General features: G+C 62.3%; 14 protein-coding genes and 4 pseudogenes. 8 read left to right on the forward strand and 10 right to left on the reverse strand.

The window, feature by feature from the left end:
• The first annotated feature begins 39 nt into the window (after positions 1 to 39).
• Positions 40 to 1413: an aspartate aminotransferase family protein gene (locus MIC97_RS24365; protein WP_239802472.1), complete on the forward strand. Its 1374-nt coding sequence runs from the start codon at positions 40 to 42 to the stop codon at positions 1411 to 1413.
• 4 nt (positions 1414 to 1417) lie between these two features.
• Positions 1418 to 1564: pseudogene (locus tag MIC97_RS24370) on the forward strand (Zn-dependent oxidoreductase); the annotation flags it as partial.
• A gap of 230 nt (positions 1565 to 1794) precedes the next feature.
• Here MIC97_RS24370 and MIC97_RS24375 read toward each other — a convergent pair.
• A complete protein-coding gene (locus tag MIC97_RS24375; protein WP_239802473.1) occupies positions 1795 to 4182 on the reverse strand; it encodes a transketolase in 2388 nt (795 codons plus the stop codon).
• 126 nt (positions 4183 to 4308) lie between these two features.
• On the opposite strand from MIC97_RS24375, the gene MIC97_RS24380 reads away from it, so the two are divergent.
• Positions 4309 to 4779 (forward strand): Lrp/AsnC family transcriptional regulator, encoded by a 471-nt coding sequence (locus MIC97_RS24380; protein WP_239802474.1) that lies wholly within the window; start codon positions 4309 to 4311, stop codon positions 4777 to 4779.
• Positions 4780 to 4894: 115 nt separating this feature from the next.
• Here MIC97_RS24380 and MIC97_RS24385 read toward each other — a convergent pair.
• Positions 4895 to 5043: pseudogene (locus MIC97_RS24385) on the reverse strand (IS3 family transposase); the annotation flags it as partial.
• A gap of 544 nt (positions 5044 to 5587) precedes the next feature.
• On the opposite strand from MIC97_RS24385, the gene MIC97_RS24390 reads away from it, so the two are divergent.
• The 5 genes and pseudogenes from MIC97_RS24390 to MIC97_RS24410 all read left to right on the forward strand — a co-directional run.
• Positions 5588 to 6499, forward strand: a complete 912-nt coding sequence (locus MIC97_RS24390; protein WP_239802475.1) for an ABC transporter substrate-binding protein — start codon at positions 5588 to 5590, stop codon at positions 6497 to 6499.
• A gap of 16 nt (positions 6500 to 6515) precedes the next feature.
• On the forward strand, positions 6516 to 7679 hold the full coding sequence (locus MIC97_RS24395; RefSeq protein WP_239802476.1) for an ABC transporter permease: 1164 nt from the start codon (positions 6516 to 6518) through the stop codon (positions 7677 to 7679).
• On the forward strand, positions 7676 to 8614 hold the full coding sequence (locus tag MIC97_RS24400) for an ABC transporter ATP-binding protein (RefSeq protein ID WP_239802477.1): 939 nt from the start codon (positions 7676 to 7678) through the stop codon (positions 8612 to 8614). The genes MIC97_RS24395 and MIC97_RS24400 overlap by 4 nt, the downstream gene beginning before the upstream one ends.
• A 25-nt stretch (positions 8615 to 8639) precedes the next feature.
• Positions 8640 to 9383, forward strand: coding sequence for an ABC transporter permease (locus MIC97_RS24405; RefSeq protein WP_239802478.1), 744 nt, complete (start codon positions 8640 to 8642; stop codon positions 9381 to 9383).
• A 241-nt stretch (positions 9384 to 9624) separates the two neighbouring features.
• Positions 9625 to 9828: pseudogene (locus tag MIC97_RS24410) on the forward strand (transposase); the annotation flags it as partial.
• A gap of 73 nt (positions 9829 to 9901) precedes the next feature.
• Here the strand turns inward: MIC97_RS24410 and MIC97_RS24415 are convergent.
• From MIC97_RS24415 to MIC97_RS24450, 8 genes and pseudogenes are all read right to left on the reverse strand, one after another.
• Positions 9902 to 11252 (reverse strand): annotated as a pseudogene (locus MIC97_RS24415) (IS3 family transposase).
• A gap of 143 nt (positions 11253 to 11395) precedes the next feature.
• The gene (locus MIC97_RS24420) at positions 11396 to 12391 is read right to left on the reverse strand and encodes a FecR domain-containing protein (protein WP_239802479.1); all 996 of its coding nucleotides are present in this window, start codon (positions 12389 to 12391) and stop codon (positions 11396 to 11398) included.
• A gap of 108 nt (positions 12392 to 12499) precedes the next feature.
• Positions 12500 to 13072, reverse strand: coding sequence for a sigma-70 family RNA polymerase sigma factor (locus MIC97_RS24425; protein WP_239802480.1), 573 nt, complete (start codon positions 13070 to 13072; stop codon positions 12500 to 12502).
• A gap of 28 nt (positions 13073 to 13100) precedes the next feature.
• On the reverse strand, positions 13101 to 14165 hold the full coding sequence (locus MIC97_RS24430) for an Ldh family oxidoreductase (protein WP_239802481.1): 1065 nt from the start codon (positions 14163 to 14165) through the stop codon (positions 13101 to 13103).
• Positions 14166 to 14305: 140 nt separating this feature from the next.
• Positions 14306 to 15382, reverse strand: a complete 1077-nt coding sequence (locus MIC97_RS24435) for a tartrate dehydrogenase (RefSeq protein ID WP_239802482.1) — start codon at positions 15380 to 15382, stop codon at positions 14306 to 14308.
• Positions 15383 to 15392: 10 nt separating this feature from the next.
• Entirely contained in the window at positions 15393 to 16196 is an 804-nt protein-coding gene (locus MIC97_RS24440) for an amino acid ABC transporter ATP-binding protein (RefSeq protein WP_275592592.1), read from the reverse strand.
• A 72-nt stretch (positions 16197 to 16268) separates the two neighbouring features.
• A complete protein-coding gene (locus MIC97_RS24445) occupies positions 16269 to 17651 on the reverse strand; it encodes an aspartate aminotransferase family protein (protein ID WP_239802483.1) in 1383 nt (460 codons plus the stop codon).
• Between the two features lie 66 nt (positions 17652 to 17717).
• Positions 17718 to 18584, reverse strand: an 867-nt coding sequence (locus tag MIC97_RS24450) for an aminotransferase class III-fold pyridoxal phosphate-dependent enzyme (protein WP_239802484.1), incomplete at its 5' end; no start/stop codon positions are given.

Genomic DNA, 18584 nt, shown 5'->3' on the forward strand with positions numbered 1-18584 from the left:
GCCCGATCAGCGGCGGCGCAAACTGCAAAGGAGAACATCATGCTCGACAAATCCAATGAACTGGCCGCCTGGGACCGCGATCACTTCTTCCATCCCTCCACCCATATGGGCATGCATGCGCGCGGCGAAACCCCGACCCGCGTCATGGCCGGAGGCGAAGGCGTCACCGTCTGGGATACGAATGGCAAGAAGAGCATCGATGCCTTTGCCGGGCTCTATTGCATCAATGCCGGCTATGGCCGCCAGAAGATCGCCGACGCCATCGCCGCGCAGGCGAAGGAGCTGGCCTATTACCACGCCTATGTCGGCCATGGCACAGACGCCTCGATACGGCTCGCCAAGATGATCATCGACCGCGCACCGCAGGGCATGAGCCGCGTCTATTTCGGCCAGTCGGGCTCGGATGCCAACGAAACCAACATCAAGCTGATCTGGTACTATAACAACGTGCTTGGTCGGCCGGAGAAGAAGAAGATCATCTCGCGCTGGCGCGGCTATCATGGATCGGGCGTGATGACCGGCTCCCTGACCGGGCTCGCCGCCTTCCATAACGCCTTCGACCTACCCCGCGCGCCGATCCTGCACACGGAGGCGCCCTATTATTTCCGCCGTGAAGATCGCTCGCTGTCGGAAGAACAGTTCTCCCAATATTGCGCCGACAAGCTGGAAGAGCTGATCCTCACCGAAGGGCCGGACACCATCGCCGCCTTCATCGGCGAACCGGTTCTGGGCACCGGCGGCATCGTGCCGCCGCCGGCCGGTTACTGGCCAAAGATTCAGGCCGTGCTCGACAGATACGACATTTTGCTCGTCGCAGACGAAGTGGTGACCGGCTTCGGCCGGCTGGGCTCGATGTTCGGGTCCGACCATTACGGCATGAGGCCCGACCTCATCACCATCGCCAAGGGCCTGACCTCGGCCTATGCGCCGCTGTCCGGCGTCATCGTCGGCGAGAAGATGTGGGAGGGTCTGGTCAAGGGCTCGGACGAGCTCGGCCCCATTGGTCATGGCTGGACCTATTCCGCCCATCCGATCTGCGTGGCTGCGGGCGTCGCCAATCTGGAACTGATCGACGAGCTCGATCTGGTGATCAACGCCGGCGAGGTCGGCCCGTATTTCAGGGACGCGCTGCAACAGGCGCTCGGCAGCCACCGGAATGTCGGCGAAGTGCGTGGCGAAGGACTGCTCGCCGCGGTCGAATTCGTCAGAGACCGCGACGACCGCACCTTCTTCGATGCCGCCGACAAGATCGGCCCCCAGATCGCGGCCGCCCTTGCCGAACGCGGCGTCATCGGCCGGGCCATGCCGCAGGGCGATATTCTGGGCTTCGCGCCGCCGCTCTGCCTGACGAAGGAAGAAGCTGACACCATCGTCGGGAAGACGGCGGATGCGGTGAAGAGCGTGCTAGGCTGAAACGATGACACCTCCCCTCCCCCACACCCTGGCGGCCGTCCTGCTGACCGGTCATGGCGGCCTCGACAAGCTCCTCTATCGCACCGATGTTGCCGTACCGAAACCCGCGCCCGGCGAGGTGCTGGTGAAGGTTAGCACGTGCGGGATGAATGTGATCGGCTTACCTTGAGAGGCTGATTGGTCATGGCGATCGCAGGAACATGCAACGCATGACGAAGAGGCTCACCAAACAGGACAACGAGGCCAACATGCAAGAAGATGCCATCACTGTTGACCAGCGTTGATGATCTTCGGGAACGTGGGTTCTCAACTTCAGACATATGCTGCAGCCTTGGAGTGGCTGCAGCATTTTTGAAGGCGGTGAGCGGACCTACCCTCTCTTCAGATCGCGCGCAGATTCCGGATCGGCTTTCCCGGTGTCAGCGCTTCAGCAGCCAGCACAATGCCGCGCGCGTCGATGCCATAGTGGCGATGGAGATCGGCGATGGAACCGGTCTGGCCGAAATGCTCGACGCCCAGCGATCGGGTGCGATGTCCATGGACTGAACCAAGCCAGCCCAGCGTTGCCGGGTGGCCGTCGATCACCGTGACGATACCGCAATGGGACGGGATGCCGGAAAGCAGCCGCTCGACATGGCTGCTGGCATGGCTCAGGCCGGCCTCGCGGGCACGCTGCGCCGCCGTCCAGCCGGCATTGAGGCGGTCGGCGGACGTGATCGCCAGCAGGCCGATGTCACGGCGATCCTCCCCCATCATGCCTACAGCTTCTATGGCTTCCGGCGCCATCGTGCCCGTATAGGCAACGATCACCTGCGCGTTGGGGCCGGGCTTGCGCAGCCAGTATCCCCCGTTGATGATGTCGCTCTCAAGCTGGGGCGTCATCTCCCGTTTCAGCTGGTCCACCATACGTGTTGACAGCCGCAGATACACGGAGCCGCCGGTGGCGTCGCGCAGCCATGTCAGACTGTCCGGCTCCGCCTCTCCGGAGCGCTGCATGTATTCGAATGCCCATCGCATCATCACGGCCAGTTCATCGACATAGGCAGGCTCGAAGCTGGCCAGCCCGTCCTGCGCCATGCCGATCAGCGGCGTGGCGATCGATTGGTGTGCGCCGCCTTCGGGCGCCAGCGTCACGCCTGAAGGCGTGGCCACGATCATGAAACGCGCATCCTGGTAACAGGCATAGTTGAGCGCATCGAGCCCGCGCTCGATGAACGGGTCATAGAGCGTTCCGACGGGAAGCAACCGCTCGCCGAAAATCGAATGCGACAGGCCAAGTGCCGACAGCATGAGGAACAGGTTCATCTCGGCGATGCCCAGCTCCATGTGCTGACCCTTCGGAGAGAAGGCCCAGTTGTAGGTGGAGGGTATGCGTTCGGACCTGAACAGATCAGCCATCGTCTCCTTCGAGAACAGGCCCCGGCGATTGACCCATGCGCCAAGATTGGTCGAAACCGTGACATCCGGCGACGTGGTGACGACACGCTCGGCAAGCGGCGTGTCCGACTTTGCGATCTCATGCATGACCAGTCCGAACCCCTGCTGGGTCGACATCGCTGATTGCGCGCTGAATTCCAGCCGCTCCGGCACGGAAACCTCAGCGGCGTCATAACGGCGGCGGCCGCGCCGGGTGAACGGCACCTCCTTGAGAAAGGCACGAGCGGCGCGCTCGCTGACCTTCAGACCCTCGAACAGGTCCCACTCATGCCCGGGGCGTACACCCAGCTCCGTGCGCAGTTTATCGATCTGCGTCGGTGTCATCAGGCCCGCATGATTGTCCTTGTGTCCGGCGAGCGGCAGCCCGAACCCCTTGACTGTGTAGGCGATGAAGCAGACCGGGCGGTCATGCGTGCGCGCCTCCTCAAACGCTTCCAGCAGCGACGGCAGATCGTGGCCGCCCAGATTGCCCATCAGGGCCGCCAGTTCCTCGTCATTGCGTCCTTCGATCAGTTTCGAGACGGCTCCCTGATCGCCAAGATCGTCCATCAGGCGCTTGCGCCATGCCGCTCCGCCCTGGAAGGTGAGCGCCGAATAGAGCTGGTTCGGGCAGGCGTCGATCCATTCGCACAGCTTGTCGCCGCCGGGCTCGGCAAAGGCCGCCTGTTGCAGCTTGCCGTGCTTGATGACGACGACATCCCAGCCGAAATTGCGGAAGATCGCTTCGAAGCGGGCCCACAGCCCCTCGCGCACCACGGCGTCGAGGCTCTGGCGATTGTAGTCGACCACCCACCATGTGTTGCGCAGGCCGTGCTTCCAGCCTTCCAGCAGCGCCTCGAAGATGTTGCCTTCGTCCATCTCGGCGTCGCCGACCAGAGCGACCATCTTGCCTTCCGGTGTCCCCTCCTTCCAACCCTTGGCGTGGACATAGTCCTGCACCAGCGAGGAAAACAGCGTCTGGGCGACGCCAAGACCAACCGAGCCGGTTGAGAAGTCGACGTCGTCGACATCCTTGGTTCGCGAGGGGTAGGACTGAACGCCCTTGTAGCCTCTGAAATTCTCCAGCTTTTCGCGTGTCTGATTGCCGAGCAGATACTGAATGGCGTGAAAGATCGGGCTGGCGTGCGGCTTGACGGCTACCCTGTCTTCAGGGCGCAGCACATGGAAATAGAGCGCCGTCATGATCGTCGCCAGCGACGCGGATGAGGCCTGATGGCCGCCGACCTTGAGGCCGTCATCACTCTCGCGCAGGTGGTTGGCGTTGTGAATCATCCATGTGGAGAGCCACAAAACCTTGCGCTCCAGCTCGCTCAGCATTTTCACGTCGTGCATGGTGATTCCTCCCGTAAGACTGCGGAGAGAATAGAGCGTCATCAGGAGCGATTGTGGCTAATCTTGCCCTCTCTGACGACCAATGATAGCTGCCTCCCTTACTAATAACGTCAAAATTGGTGATTCATGCCAATCACACAGATCGATGCCATAGACCGAAAAATCCTGCGGGCCCTGCAGGCGGATGGGAAGATTTCAGTTGGCGAACTGGCTGACCGTGTCGGCTTGTCGCCGTCACCCTGTGCACGGCGGATACGGCTTATGGAAAATGCCGGCGTCATCAAGGGATATGCGGCCATCGTCGATCAGAAGAAGGTGGGCCTTCCGATCAGTGCCTTTGCCTCGATCAAGCTGGAACGCCAGAGGGAGGAAGACCTCGACCGTTTCGAGGAAGCCGTCTCGCGCTGGCCGGAAGTGCTCGACTGCTACCTGATGACCGGCCAGCGCGACTATCTGATGCGCATCGTCGCCGCCGACCTCGAAGCCTACGAGCGCTTCATAAAGGACAGGCTGACACGACTCGAAAACATCGCCTCCATCGAGACAAGCTTCGCTCTGGGACAGGTCAAGCGCTCGGAAGTCCTGCCACTGGAATAGCTGGCCGCACTCACGCCTAACCGCTTTGCTGCAGCGTCCCGATATGTCGTCCATGTGCGTCCATGAAGTGTGAACAGCCTCTTGGTTTCCTGCGCGCCATCGGGCTGCTTTGCCTCCTGCGCGTTAGGTACGACCTTCGCCGTATCCTCTCGCACTTGAGGAGATTGAAGAAGCTCTCCGCCAAGTGTTTTCGTGAAAGTTTCCGCGATGGCTCATCAAGTGTTCAAGATTGTGATGCTTGACGCTGGCAGCGAGGTTTCAAGTCAAGCGATTCACTCAGTCGTGCTCAGTATGGAATTGAACTCATTCTCGTTGATCAGGCAAAGTTGAGAAAATTGCGAAGCCTGACGATCAGGAAGGTCAATCAAGATAGCCACGACGCACTCGAGAATGGTACGTTATCGCCCTCCCCCTTGGTCTTAGAAATTTCAAGCATCAAGCCTCTGTACCAGCTCTTTCGCTGTTGTACCGCGCCGCTGACCTCAAGTTTGGTCTGGCAGCAGGATCAACTTTTCCCCGGTTCGATGCTTACCTTGTCCCATCGGGAATCTCTGAGGGTTATTTGTTGAATCCGTTGCCCATAGTCTGACCGCCTCCGTGTCGACATGTTCCGGATCCGCCGGATTTCCCTCGGGTGTTTCCATCAAACGATCGATGGCGCGGGCGCGATTGAGGGCTCAGGCCCGGGCCATCGAATTGTCAGGAGACAAGAGCGGCGGCGCGATTTTCATGAAACCCTTGCAGGGTTGTTGCGTTACATTTGCTTTACCGGTGAAAGCCACCTGTCCAGAAGAGGGGTTTCCTTGCAATGTTTCCGATCAGAACCTTGGCCGTGGCCGCCCTGTCGCTCGGCCTTTCCGTCGCATCCGCGAGCGCACAGGTCGTCGTGTCGTCCAAGATCGACACGGAAGGCGGCGTGCTCGGCAACATCATCCAGCTCGTCCTGAACGCCAGCGGCATCCAGACCAGCGACCGCATCCAGCTCGGCGGCACACCGGTGGTGCGCAAGGCGATCCTCGCCGGCGAGATCGACATCTATCCCGAATATACGGGCAACGCCGCCTTCTTCTTCGAGAAGGCCGACGAGCCGGTGTGGAAAGACGCCGCACAGGCCTATGAGGAAGCGAAGAAGCTGGATTACGACGCCAACAGGATCGTGTGGCTGAGCCCCTCCCCCGCCAACAACACATGGGCTATCGCGCTGCGCAAGGACGTGGCCGAGGCCAACAACCTCGCCACGCTTTCGGACTTCGGCAAATATGTCTCGGACGGCGGGCAGGTGGTGCTGGCGGCCTCGTCCGAATTCGTGAATTCGGCCGCGGCCCTGCCGGCGTTCCAGACCACCTACGGCTTCACGCTGAAGCCCGAGCAGCTCATCACGCTCTCCGGCGGGGACACCGCCGCCACCATCGCCGCCGCCGCCAACCAGACCAATGGGGCCAATGCGGCCATGGTCTACGGCACCGATGGCGGCATCGCGCCTTCCGGTCTGGTGGTGCTTGAGGACGACAAGCATGTGCAGCCGGTCTACCAGCCGGCACCCGTCATCCGCGAGGAGGTGCTGAAGCAGAACCCGCAGATCGCGGAGTTGCTGAAGCCCGTGTTCGCAAAGCTCGACCTCACCACGCTACAGGACCTCAACGGCCGCGTGCAGGTTGGCGGCGAGCCGGTGAAGGCGGTGGCCGAGGATTTCCTGAAGCAGAACGGCTTCCTGCAATAAAGAGCAGGACGGGGCGGTGGGCACAAGGTTCGACAAGCTCGGCGCAGTGATCGCCGCGATTGCCGCCTATGCCTGCCTTGTCGCGCCCTTCACCACCTTCCGCGCCAACCGCATCGTACCCGGCGAGGCGCGCTCCATGCTGGAATCCCTGCCGCTCACCGCCGGCTGGACGCTGATGGCCATCGTGACCGCCGCCGCGCTCATCGCCCTGTTGCGCACGCCGCTGATGCTTCGCCTCGGCGCAAGCCTGACAGCGCTTGTGGCCCTTGCCGTGCTGATCGGCGTGGCGGGCTCCTTCCTCACGCCGCAGGACAACACTTACGCCCGCGTCTCCCCGGCGCACGGGTTCTGGCTGCTGGTGTTCGCCTTTACGCTGCTGCTCGCCGATGTGCTGACGCGCCTCGCCCTGTCGCCATGGGCGCGCATGCTGACGCTGGCCGGCGCCGCCACTTGTTTCGGCCTGCTGCTCGCATCGGGCAGTTGGGACAGCCTTTCCATCCTCAGGGAATATGCCAGCCGCGCCGACAGTTTCCGGACTGAGGGCGCCAGGCACCTGACGCTGGCGCTAGGCTCGCTGGCCGCCGCCGTGATCGTCGGGCTGCCGCTTGGCATCCTGTGCCATCGCGTGGACGCATTGCAGGCAAGCGTCCTGAATGTGCTGAACATTATTCAGACTATCCCGTCCATCGCCCTGTTCGGGCTGCTGATCGCGCCGCTCGGCTGGATCGCGGTACATGTGCCCGGCGCGGCCGCGCTCGGCATTCGCGGCATCGGCACGGCGCCGGCCTTCCTCGCGCTGTTCCTCTATTCGCTGCTGCCCGTGGTGGCCAACACGGTGGTCGGGCTTGCCGGCGTGCCGCGCGCGGCCAATGACGCGGCACGCGGCATGGGCATGACCGGCCGCCAGCGACTCTTTCGCGTGGAACTGCCCCTCGCCCTGCCGGTGATCCTCACCGGCATCCGCATCGTGCTGGTGCAGAACATCGGCCTCGCCACAATCGCCGCCCTCATCGGTGGCGGCGGGTTCGGCGTGTTCGTGTTTCAGGGCATCGGCCAGATGGCGATGGACCTCGTGCTGCTGGGCGCGCTGCCGACCGTGGCGCTCGCCTTCGCGGCCGCGATCGTCCTCGACGCCATCGTCGAACTCACCTCCATCCGGAAAAGCGGGGTCCCGTCGTGATCGAGATCGAAGGCATCACCAAGCGCTATGGCGAAACCACGGTCGTGGACGACGTCTCGATGGTCATCGAGCCGCGCACCATCACCGTCATCGTCGGCACCTCGGGCTCGGGCAAGACGACGCTGCTGCGCATGATCAACCGGCTGGTCGAGCCGACAAACGGGGTGATCCGGCTCGACGGCACGGACAACCGCTCGCTGCCCGGCTACGAGCTGCGCCGCTCCATCGGCTATGTGATTCAGGGCCACGGCCTGTTCCCGCACCGCACGGTGGCGGAGAACATCGCCACCGTACCCCTGCTGCTCGGCTGGGCTACTGAGCGCATCAGGGCCCGTGTCGAGGAACTGATGAGCCTGTTCCAGCTCGATCCGGCCGAGTTCGCCAGCCGCTATCCGCACGAGCTTTCCGGCGGCCAGCAGCAGCGCGTCGGCGTCGCCCGCGCGCTGGCCGCGGGGCCGAACGTGCTTCTGATGGACGAGCCGTTCGGCGCGCTTGATCCCATCATCCGCAACAAGGCGCAGGAAGATTTGCTGGCGATCCAGAAGCGGCTCGGCACCACCATCGTGCTGGTCACGCACGACATGGAGGAAGCCGTTCATATGGGCGACCGCATCGCCGTGATGGATGGCGGCAGGCTGCTGCAATACGACACGCCGGACCGGATACTGGCGCATCCTGCCAGCACCTTCGTCGACACGCTGGTGGGCGCCAGCGAAAAGCCGTTCCGGCTGCTCTCGCTTGGCCGGGTCGGCGACGCGGTCGAGGAAGGCCGGGCCGAAGGCGAGCCCATCGCCGCCGACGCCAGCCAGCGTGACGCGCTGGCCGAGCTTCTGTGGTCCGGGCGAACGGCCCTTCCGGTGCAAGCGGCCAACGGAAGGCTGATCGGGAAGGTGACCGTGGACGGTCTGGTCCGGCGGGCGGCGTGTCCCGCATGAGCGGCGCAGATACGAGAGGACGGGCATGAAGTGGCTGCCGACACTTGCCCGGCTGGCGCTTCTGGCGTTGCTGGTCGCTTTCGTGGCCAGCCCCGGCTGGTTCGAGCCCCTGCTGAAGCCGTTGACCGAGAACAACGCGCCGGCGATCTACAATCAGGGCAACCTGCTGAAGCTGACGCTCCTGCACCTGCGCACCGTCGCCATCGCCACGCTTGGCGCGATCGTGGTCGCGGTCGGGCTGGCGATCCTCGTCACGCGCCCGTTCGGGGCCGAGTTCCTGTCGCTGTCGCGCAGCCTCGTCAATATCGGCCAGACCTTCCCGCCGGTGGCGGTGCTGGCGCTGGCCGTGCCGGCGGTCGGGTTCGGCGAAAAGCCCACGCTGATCGCGCTGTTCCTCTACGGGCTTCTGCCGATCTTCGAGAACGCGCTGACCGGGCTCACCACCCTGCCCGCCAATGTGGTGGAGGCAGCGCGCGGCGCTGGCATGACACCGGCCCAAAGGCTGATGAAAGTGGAACTGCCGCTCGCTCTGCCGGTGATCCTCGCGGGCGTCCGCCTCTCCGTCGTCATCAGCCTCGCCACCGCGACCATCGGCTCCACCGTTGCCGCAAAGACGCTGGGCGAGGTCATCATCGCCGGACTGCTCTCCAACAACCTCGCCTTCGTCCTGCAGGGCGGCCTGATCGTGGCGGCAATCGCCGTATTGATCCACGACGGATTTCTGGCTCTTGAGCGGATGGCGGCGCGGCGGACAGGATGTGAGCGCTAGATTACCAAAGCTGGCAAGCAGCGCCTCGTATTGATAGTCTGCGAGATGCAGCTCGGTTGTTGCCGTTTGCGCCCTTGGCCTGGATTATGAAGAGAAATCTCCTCAGGCATATCAAACGCGCCAGAAGCATCATCACTGTGCCAGTACGCTCGTGTGTCCGGCTTCAGCACCAATGAGACAAAATCGGCTTAACTGAGAGGGGAGGATTTCTGTTTCATCGTAGCCTTTCAAAGAAGCGAAGATGAGAGAGAAATCCGGTACAGATAAGCGCCCTGCAGGAACGGTGATCAAGGACATCCGCCGGGCCACCCGCAAGCAGTATGGGGCGGAGGAGAAGATCCGCATTGTGCTGGAAGGGTTGCGCGGCGAGGAGTCGATCGCGGCGCTGTGGCGACGTGAAGGTATCGCCGAGAGCCTGTATTACAACTGGTCGAAGGAGTTTCTTGTCCGTCGTCAGGGATTTTGAGACAATTGGCGAGCTGATTTATCGGAGGCTCTGGCCCATCTCGATTGGCATTTTAGGCTGCGGCCTTGCGGTGCTGCAAGCGCCGCTGTTCGATGGTTTTTCGCTTGATCCTTTCTCGCTGCAACAGGATGATCTGGCCGCGTCCGAAGTAGACGTCGGCCGGTGTGAGATTGTCGAGGCTCTCGTGACAGCGCCGGTGGTTGTAATGTTCGACGAAGGCACCGATCTGGGCTTCGAGATCGCCGGGCAGGAAGTAGTTTTCCAGCAGGATGCGCTTCTTCAGCGTCTGGTGCCAGCGCTCGATCTTGCCCTGCGTTTGGGGATGGCTGGGCGATCCACGGGTATGTTCCATGCTTTGGTCAGCGAGCCACTCGGCCAGACCGCTGGCGATGTAGCATGGGCCGTTGTCGGACAGCAGCCGCGGCCGCTGCGCGGCTCTGGCGCTGTCGCAGCCTGATGCTGCGAGCGCCAGGTTGAGCGTATCGGTGACGTCCTCGACCCGCATGGTGGTGCACAGCTTCCAGGCGATGATGTAACGGGAGAAGTCGTCGAGGATGGTCGACAGATAAAACCAGCCCCAGCCGATCACTTTCAGGTGGTTGAAGTCGGTCTGCCAGAGCTGGTTCGGCGCCGTTGTCTTGTCCTGGAATTCGTCGGCCGCCTTGATGACGATGAAGGCTGGGCTGGTGATCAGGTCGTGGGCCTTGAGCAGGCGGTAGACCGAAGCCTCGGAGACAAAATAGCTTTCGGTGTCGGTGAACATCACCGCGAGTTCCCGTGGCGACAGTTCCGATCTGTCGAGAGCAAGGTCGATGATCCGCTCGCGCACCGCCTCGGGGATGCGGTTCCAGACCCACTTTGGTCGTGGCCGGCCGTCCTCCAGGGCATCGACACCGCCTTCCCTGAACCGGTCATACCAGCGGTGGAAGGTGGCGCGGGGGATGCCGAGCTTTCCCAGTGTGCACCGCGCCGGCAAATGCGATTGCTCGACGATCCTGATGATCTCGAGCTTTTCGGATGCGGGGTATCTCATTCGTCGTCGCCCCATCCGCGATCATGCTTTTTTTCAGAATCCGCAACTCCAGCGCCCGTTCGGCGACGACCTCCTTGAGATCGCGCGCCGCCTTGCGCAGCAGCTTCACCTCGTCGCTCGTGGCGGCACGCGACGTGTCGCCGGCCAGCCGCTTCTTGCCGGCTTCGAGAAACTCCTTCGACCAGTTGTAATACAGGCTCTCGGCGATACCTTCACGTCGCCACAGCGCCGCGATCGACTCCTCGCCGCGCAACCCTTCCAGCACAATGCGGATCTTCTCCTCCGCTCCATACTGCTTGCGGGTGGCCCGGCGGATGTCCTTGATCACCGTTCCTGCAGGGCGCTTATCTGTACCGGATTTCTCTCTCATTGGTGCTGAAGCCGGACAATTCACGTTTGAGAGGGCGCGGACACACATCGGAAAAATGTGGCAAGCTTCCTGAAAAATGGGAAGCTATTGATTTCAATAGTGAATAAATTCACCCGATTCTGGGGCATTCCGACCGGGACCCATTACGGGCCTATAATCACAAGGCCCCCCGCGCTTGTCATGCGAAAGCCGACCGTCGCCTGAAGCGAAGCAAGCGCAGCATCAGGATCGTCCAGCGGCAGGTTGCCGCTGACACGGAAAGCGGAAAGCGAGGCGCCCAGAAGCACGATACGTCCGCCGCGATAGCGACCGATGTGTCTCACAACCTCGTCAAGACGGGCATTATCGAACATGAGCCGGCCATCCCGCCATGCCAGCGCCTCATCGACGAGAACCTCCTCAACGGCCCCGATTCCGGCACTGCCATATCTCACGCTCTGCCCCGGCCTGAGCACAGAGGGGCGGGGGGCTGCTTTCGCTGCAACCTCCACCTTGCCCCTTGCGAGGGTGACAATGACATCGTCGCTGATCTCGACCGAGAAGGCCGTCCCCTTCACATGCGTCTCACCGTCCCCCGCCCGGACGATAAAGGGCACGGAAGAGGAAACCACATCGAAATAGGCCATGCCGCGCAGCAACTCCACACGTCGTCCTGCCGCATCGATGCTTTCGGTGATTGCGCTGTCGGCGTCGAGAAGGACGGATGAGCCGTCCGCAAGCGCGATGGTGCGGCGCTCGCCCCGTTCGGTCAGGTGATCGGCCTGAAGATTCTGGATCATGCTGGGGTGGTTCAGCCATATGTTGGCGCCCACGACAAACGCAAGCAGCGCACAGCAGGTGGCAATCCCGGCATTGACCCGGCGGCGACGCTTTCGTGCCCTGGCGATGGCTTCCAGATAGGCTTCGAGCTTTTCAGCCTCTTCCCCTGCAACCGTCTCGCTCGGTCCATCCGCAGCAGACCATGTTGAAACGACCTGCCGGTAGACCTTGTCATGAAAGGAATCCCGGGTGCGCCATCGCTCGAAATCCCGGCGATCGGCCGCAGTGGGCTCCCCGTTCATGCGCGTGAACCAGGCAATTGCCTCCCGCTCGATCCGGTCAGGGCTGGACTGGGTCTGTGACGCCTGGCGTCTGGCCATGGGTGAATGCCCATTCTAAAATGAAAAATACCGGTTCGCGATACAGGCTTGCGTAACCAGTTTAGCTGACAGAACCGGAAAAGGTCCACGTTCGGCTCACCTGACGGCTCATTGCTCCCTGATGCTTTCAAACGTCAGCATCGCCCGGGCCATGTGCTTCTCCACAGCGCTTCTGGAAATCCCCATTGCCTCGGCAATCTCGGAATAGGTGCAGCCATGAACCTTGTTCAGCAGGAAGATGTGCCGCGTCCGTTCAGGCAGGATGCGGATTTGTGCATCGAGGCGGCGAATCTGGTCTCGTGGCTCCACGTGATCCAGCGGGGTTGGCGCAGGAGCCGCATATTGCTCCGGCACGATGCCCTCGACGTAGTCGTTGCGGACACGCTCCGCCCGCATATGGTCGACGATGGCGTTGCTCACCGACCGGCGAAGATAGGCAGTATCGTTGTGGAGCGGCTGCGGCCCTCTCTCCCAAAGGCGCAGGAACACATCCTGCACCAGATCGGCTGCGACGGACGCAGAGCCGAGGCGACGCGCGGCCCGCCTCAGCAATCCCGGTCGCTCATCGAGATAGAGCTCTTCGAACTCTTCGCTACGCGCGTCCATGCCAGTTTCGCCCTGCGAGGTGCCGGAGGAAGCGGGCGTCCGCATCCCGTCCAGAGGAACAATCAGGAGCGGCATGGAACAGCTTTTAACAGGAGTCAACAATTCAAGTTTGAGATGACATGCCAGGCTCAGGAAATGGAATTCCCAGTCTGGCGACCCAGGGGCGGATGTCATCTGCGATTGTCGCGGCCAGCATCACGCCGTTTTCGAGCTGGTCCCGCTTGAGAGCCAGAGCACGATCACCCGGAACGCGAACCGGCTCATGGCCCGGCGCGATGGCACTGGCCCGGCATTGATCGGCCAGCCAGCCCATCTCCCTTGTGAATGTCTCGCGCCCGGCAAAGTGGTCGGCATCTATAGCCTGAACGAACACGCCATTCGCCTCGCTGTCGCCGCTTTGTCCGGAGCGGCCGAAGCCGCCAAGAGCACCCGACAACGCTTCCGTGAGAAGGGCGAGACCGAACCCTTTGTAGCCTTGCTCCATTCCTCCGACGGGAAGGATGCCACCACCGCGCTCGACAAAATCTGCGGGCTCGGCGCTCACCTGCCCGTCGCCGGTCACGATCATGGGAACCGTCAGCTTCCGGCCAAGCCGGTAGCTTCTGTTGAGCGGCCCCTGTGCCGACATGGCCGCCGTCGTATCGATCAGTATGGGGTCCCGATCGGTGGGTATGCCGGCAGCGATGGGATTGCAGGAAAAGACGCGCGTCAGCCCGCCATGTGGAACGACCACGGCTTCGGTGGGCGTGCTGGCGGTGATCATGATCATCATTCCTCGCCGGGTGGCGCGCTCCAGATAGCTGGCCAGACATGCCACATGCTGGGCGCGCCGCACCGCCACAGTGCCAATCCCGGCTTCCTCGGCCATTTCGCAGGCCCGGTCGACGGCCAGAGCCGTGATCCATGGCCCGGGAAGAAATGCAGCGTCCCAGGTTTCACAGGACCGCCCCGATGCGACGACCCGATGCGTGCCATCCCTTCTGGTCTCGCCGTTCAGCAGCCATTCGACATTGGTTGGGAGGCGTTGCAGGCCGTGCGTCGAATAGCCGAGAAGATCGGCTTCGAGGAAGAGCGAGGCGACGAGCCCTGCCCTGTCCTCAGGAAGACCCGCCGCGGCGAGCAACCTCGTCGAAAATTCCAGCAGATTCTCATAACCGTATCGCTGCATACCAGTGCCTCCCATCTCCGCCGCGCTGCACTTGCCGACCGGAGCATCGGACCGAAAACTGGAATCCGGCTTTCGGTTATTCCGATGCTCCATCAATGATTTAGATCGTCCTTTGTGCGTCCGAACGGACGCACGGCGATCTAGTTGGCGAGCGCGTCGGCAATGGCCTTACCGCAGGTAGCGGTATCGGCCGGTCCACCGAGATCGCGCGTACGCAGCGCCGGTTCGGCAAGAACACGCTCGATGGCGCGCACGATTGCCGCTGCCGCTTCATGCCGCCCCAGATGCTCCAGCATCATCGCTCCGGTCCATATCTGGCCGACCGGATTGGCGATGCCCTTGCCCGCAATATCAGGTGCTGATCCGTGCACCGGCTCGAACAGCGAAGGAAACTTCCGCTCGGGATTGATATTTGCGGAAGGCGCGATGCCGATTGTGCCGGTACACGCGGGACCGAGGTCGGACAGAATATCGCCGAACAGGTTCGACGCGACCACCACATCGAAGCGATCCGGATTGAGCACGAACTGCGCGGCCAGTATATCGATGTGATACTTGTCCCATCGCACTTCGGGATAGCTTACGGCCATTTCTTCCACACGCTCGTCCCAATAGGGCATGGTGATCGAAATGCCGTTGGACTTGGTCGCCGAAGTCAGGTGCCGGGCTTCCCGACGGTTCGCCAGCTCGAAGGCATAGCGAAGAATGCGGTCGACCCCGATACGGCTCATCACCGTTTCCTGGATGACGACCTCGCGCTCGGTGCCGGGGAACATGCGCCCGCCGATCGAGGAATACTCACCCTCGGTATTCTCACGCACGATATAGAAATCTATGTCGCCCGGCTTGCGGCCAGCCAGCGGCGCGGGAACGCCGGGCATGAGGCGCACAGGCCTCAGGTTCACATACTGGTCGAACTCGCGGCGGAACTGAAGCAGCGAGCCCCACAACGACACGTGATCTGGCACCGTTTCCGGCCAGCCGACCGCGCCGAAGAAGATGGCGTCGTGACCACCTATCTGTGATTTCCAGTCTTCCGGCAGCATCCGGCCGTGCCGGAGATAATAGTCACAGGAGGCGAAGTCGAAGATGTCGAAGCGCAGGTCTATCGCGAATCTTGCGGCCGCTGCCTCCAGAACGCGAAGCCCCTCCGGCATGACTTCCTTGCCGATACCATCCCCGGCGATCACCGCGATTTTCAGTGTGCTGTCGCCCATGATGGAACTCTCAATGCAGGATCTGGCTGAGGAACAGCCGGGTGCGCTCGTGCTGGGGGTTGTCGAAGAACTCGACCGGCGTGTTCTGCTCCACGATCTGGCCCTGATCCATGAAGATCACCCGGTTCGCAACCTGACGCGCGAAACCCATTTCATGCGTCACGCACAGCATCGTCATGCCTTCCTCGGCAAGCCCGACCATGGTTTCCAGAACCTCCTTCACCATCTCCGGATCCAGCGCCGAGGTCGGCTCGTCGAACAGCATGATCTTCGGCTTCATGCACAGCGAGCGCGCGATCGCCACGCGCTGCTGCTGGCCGCCCGAGAGCTGGCCGGGATATTTGTGCGCCTGCTCGGGGATCTTCACCCGCTCCAGATAGTGCATGGCCGTCGCCTCGGCCTCCTTCTTCGGAACCTTGCGAACCCAGATCGGGGCCAGCGTGCAGTTTTCCAGAATGGTCAGGTGCGGGAACAGGTTGAAGTGCTGGAACACCATGCCGACGTCGCGGCGCACCTCATCGATCTTCTTCAGATCGTTGGTAAGCTCCTTGCCATCGACGATGATCTTGCCCTTCTGGTGCTCCTCCAGCCGGTTGATGCAGCGGATCATCGTTGACTTGCCCGAGCCCGAAGGACCGCAGATGACGATGCGCTCGCCGCGCATCACCTTCAGGTTGATGTCCTTCAGCACATGAAACTCGCCATACCACTTATGCATGCCGATGATCTCGATCGCAACCTCCGTCGCCGAGACCTGCATCTTCGATCCGTCGGCCTGAAGATCATCGGCGTTTACGACATTCTCGCCCGCCATCGGTGTTTCCTCCTTGAGTGTTCCCCAAAGCAGCGCCCTGCCGGGCGCTGCTGCAATCCCGGGCGTGCGGCCTTATTCGGCCGGCTGGCCAGCCGCGATCCAGCGCGCTGTGTCATCCAGGGTGCGCCTGAAAGCCGCGACCATGGCGTCGATTTCCGCCTCGGTGATGATGAGCGGGGGACAGAAGGCCAGCGTATCGAGAATGTTGCGCACGATCAGCCCGTGCTGGTGCGCCCGGGCGAAGACATAAGCGCCGACCTTGCCGCGCTGCTCGAAGAATGCCTTCGTCTCCTTGTCGGCAACCAGTTCCACGCCGGCGATGAGGCCGGCTCCACGCACCTCGCCCACGAGTTCGTGCGAACGCAGTTCCCCCAGACGCTGCTGCATGATCTCACCCATGCGGGCCGCGTTTCCGATAAGGTCCCGCTCTTCGATGATGGCGAGGTTTTCCAGAGCGACAGCTGTCGCGACCGGATGGCCAGATGCCGTATAGCCATGACCGAAAGTGCCGATCTTTCCACTGTTCTCCGCTACGACATTATACACGTCGTCGGAGATCATCACCGCTGCGAGCGGCTGGTAGGAAGACGTGATCTGTTTGGACAGCGTCATCAGATCCGGCTGAATGCCGTAATAATCGGAACCGAACGGCGTGCCCAGGCGCCCGAAGCCGGTAATGACCTCATCGGCAACAACGAGAATGTCATGGCGGCGGCAGATTTCCTGGACCTTCTGCCAGTAACCGGCCGGGGCAGGGATCACACCGCCGGCGGACATCAGCGGCTCACCGATAAAGGCGGCGATGGTATCGGCCCCCTCTTCCGCGATCACGGTTTCCAGTTCGCCCGCCAGCCGGTCCACGAATTCGGCTTCCGTCTCGCCGGGCAGGCCAAAGCGGTAGAAATGCGGGCAGGTCAGATGCCTTACCGGTATCGCCGGCAAATCGAAATCGCGGTGGTTGTTGGGCAGGCCCGTAAGGCTGGCAGCCGCCACGGTGACACCGTGATAGGCCTGTGTGCGGGCGAGAAACTTCTTCTTGTTGGGACGGCCAAGCGCATTGTTATAATACCACACCAGCTTGATGACGGTATCGTTGCCTTCCGAGCCGGAGTTGGTGAAGAAAACATGGTTCAGTCCTGCCGGCGTTATCGACGCAAGCTTCTCGGCAAGGTCGATCGAAGGCGTATGCGACTTGTGGGCGAAGGTGTGGTAATAGGGCAGTTTCTCAAGCTGGCGCGCGGCGGCATCCACCAGACGGCGCTCACCGAAGCCGACCGCCACGCTCCAAAGCCCTGCCAGGGCCTCAATGTAGCGGTTGCCCTCGTCGTCAAAAACATAGATGCCTTCACCCTTCTCGATCACAATCGGTCCCGTCTCCGCATGGCGCACGGCGTTGGTGTAGGGATGGAGCTGATGGGCGATGTCGCGCGCGGCGGTTGAATTCAGTCTGGACATGTTGACCTCGAGGTTGAAATAATACGACGGCGGCCCGGAAGGCCGGTTCCGGATTGAAAGGCGGGATCAGGCCGCGCCGATATGGGCAAGTGCCAGATCACAGCACTGCGTCAGCTCATCGGCATCAGCGGTGGAGAAGGGCAACGGAGGCCTGATCTTCAGCACGTTGCCGAGCGGCCCCGAAGCACTGATCAGCACCCGGCGACGACGCAGTTCATTGACAAGGTCGCCGGCGAGCTTCGGGTCCGGATGACCTTCGGCATCGACGATATCGACCCCGACGAACAACCCCTGCCCCCGCACGCCCCCGATCGCCCGATACTTTTGCCCGAGCGCCTCGAAACCTGCCTTCATATGCCTTCCGACATTCAGAGCATTGGCCAGCAGGTCCTCGTCGCGCAGAATGTCGAGCACCGCCATGGCCGCCGCGCAGGCTACGGGATTACCTCCGAACGTATTGAAATAGCGGGCCTCGCGGGCAAAGCGCTCCAGCACCTCGGCGCGGGCGACAACGCCGGCAATGGGATAGCCGTTGCCCATCGGCTTGCCCATCGTGACCAGATCGGGCACCAGGCCGTGGCGCTGGAAGCCCCACATATGCGAACCCATGCGGCCGAAGCCGGCCTGCACCTCATCGGCAATGAACAGGCCGCCTGCCTCGCGGATCGCAGCAGCCGCGCCTTCAAGAAAGCCCGCGGGCTCGCCAAATACCCCGTCACTGGAGAAAATCGTGTCGACCAGCAGCGCCGCCGGCCGGATGCCATGTCGTTTCATATCCGCGATCGCGTTTCGGACCTGTTCTTCAAAGAAGCCGCCCACCTGCTCTACGGAACCGGCCACCGCGGGGTCGGGCGCGGCAACCGTGCGCACATCCGCGCCCAGCGGGACATGCTGGCCGAGCGACGGAGACATGGCCGCGACGGCGTGGCTGAT

Source organism: Aquamicrobium sp. NLF2-7, assembly GCF_022359935.1.
GTDB classification, from domain to species: Bacteria; Pseudomonadota; Alphaproteobacteria; order Rhizobiales; family Rhizobiaceae; genus Mesorhizobium; species Mesorhizobium lusatiense.

Bases quoted from the DNA above. Each gene is read 5' to 3' on its own strand.
- MIC97_RS24365 (WP_239802472.1), top strand. From the start codon at position 40: ATGCTCGACAAATCCAATGAACTGGCCGCCTGGGACCGCGATCACTTC.
- MIC97_RS24375 (WP_239802473.1), bottom strand. From the start codon at position 4,182: ATGCACGACGTGAAAATGCTGAGCGAGCTGGAGCGCAAGGTTTTGTGG.
- MIC97_RS24380 (WP_239802474.1), top strand. From the start codon at position 4,309: ATGCCAATCACACAGATCGATGCCATAGACCGAAAAATCCTGCGGGCC.
- MIC97_RS24390 (WP_239802475.1), top strand. From the start codon at position 5,588: ATGTTTCCGATCAGAACCTTGGCCGTGGCCGCCCTGTCGCTCGGCCTT.
- MIC97_RS24405 (WP_239802478.1), top strand. From the start codon at position 8,640: ATGAAGTGGCTGCCGACACTTGCCCGGCTGGCGCTTCTGGCGTTGCTG.
- MIC97_RS24420 (WP_239802479.1), bottom strand. From the start codon at position 12,391: ATGGCCAGACGCCAGGCGTCACAGACCCAGTCCAGCCCTGACCGGATC.
- MIC97_RS24425 (WP_239802480.1), bottom strand. From the start codon at position 13,072: ATGCCGCTCCTGATTGTTCCTCTGGACGGGATGCGGACGCCCGCTTCC.
- MIC97_RS24430 (WP_239802481.1), bottom strand. From the start codon at position 14,165: ATGCAGCGATACGGTTATGAGAATCTGCTGGAATTTTCGACGAGGTTG.
- MIC97_RS24435 (WP_239802482.1), bottom strand. From the start codon at position 15,382: ATGGGCGACAGCACACTGAAAATCGCGGTGATCGCCGGGGATGGTATC.
- MIC97_RS24440 (WP_275592592.1), bottom strand. From the start codon at position 16,196: ATGGCGGGCGAGAATGTCGTAAACGCCGATGATCTTCAGGCCGACGGA.
- MIC97_RS24445 (WP_239802483.1), bottom strand. From the start codon at position 17,651: ATGTCCAGACTGAATTCAACCGCCGCGCGCGACATCGCCCATCAGCTC.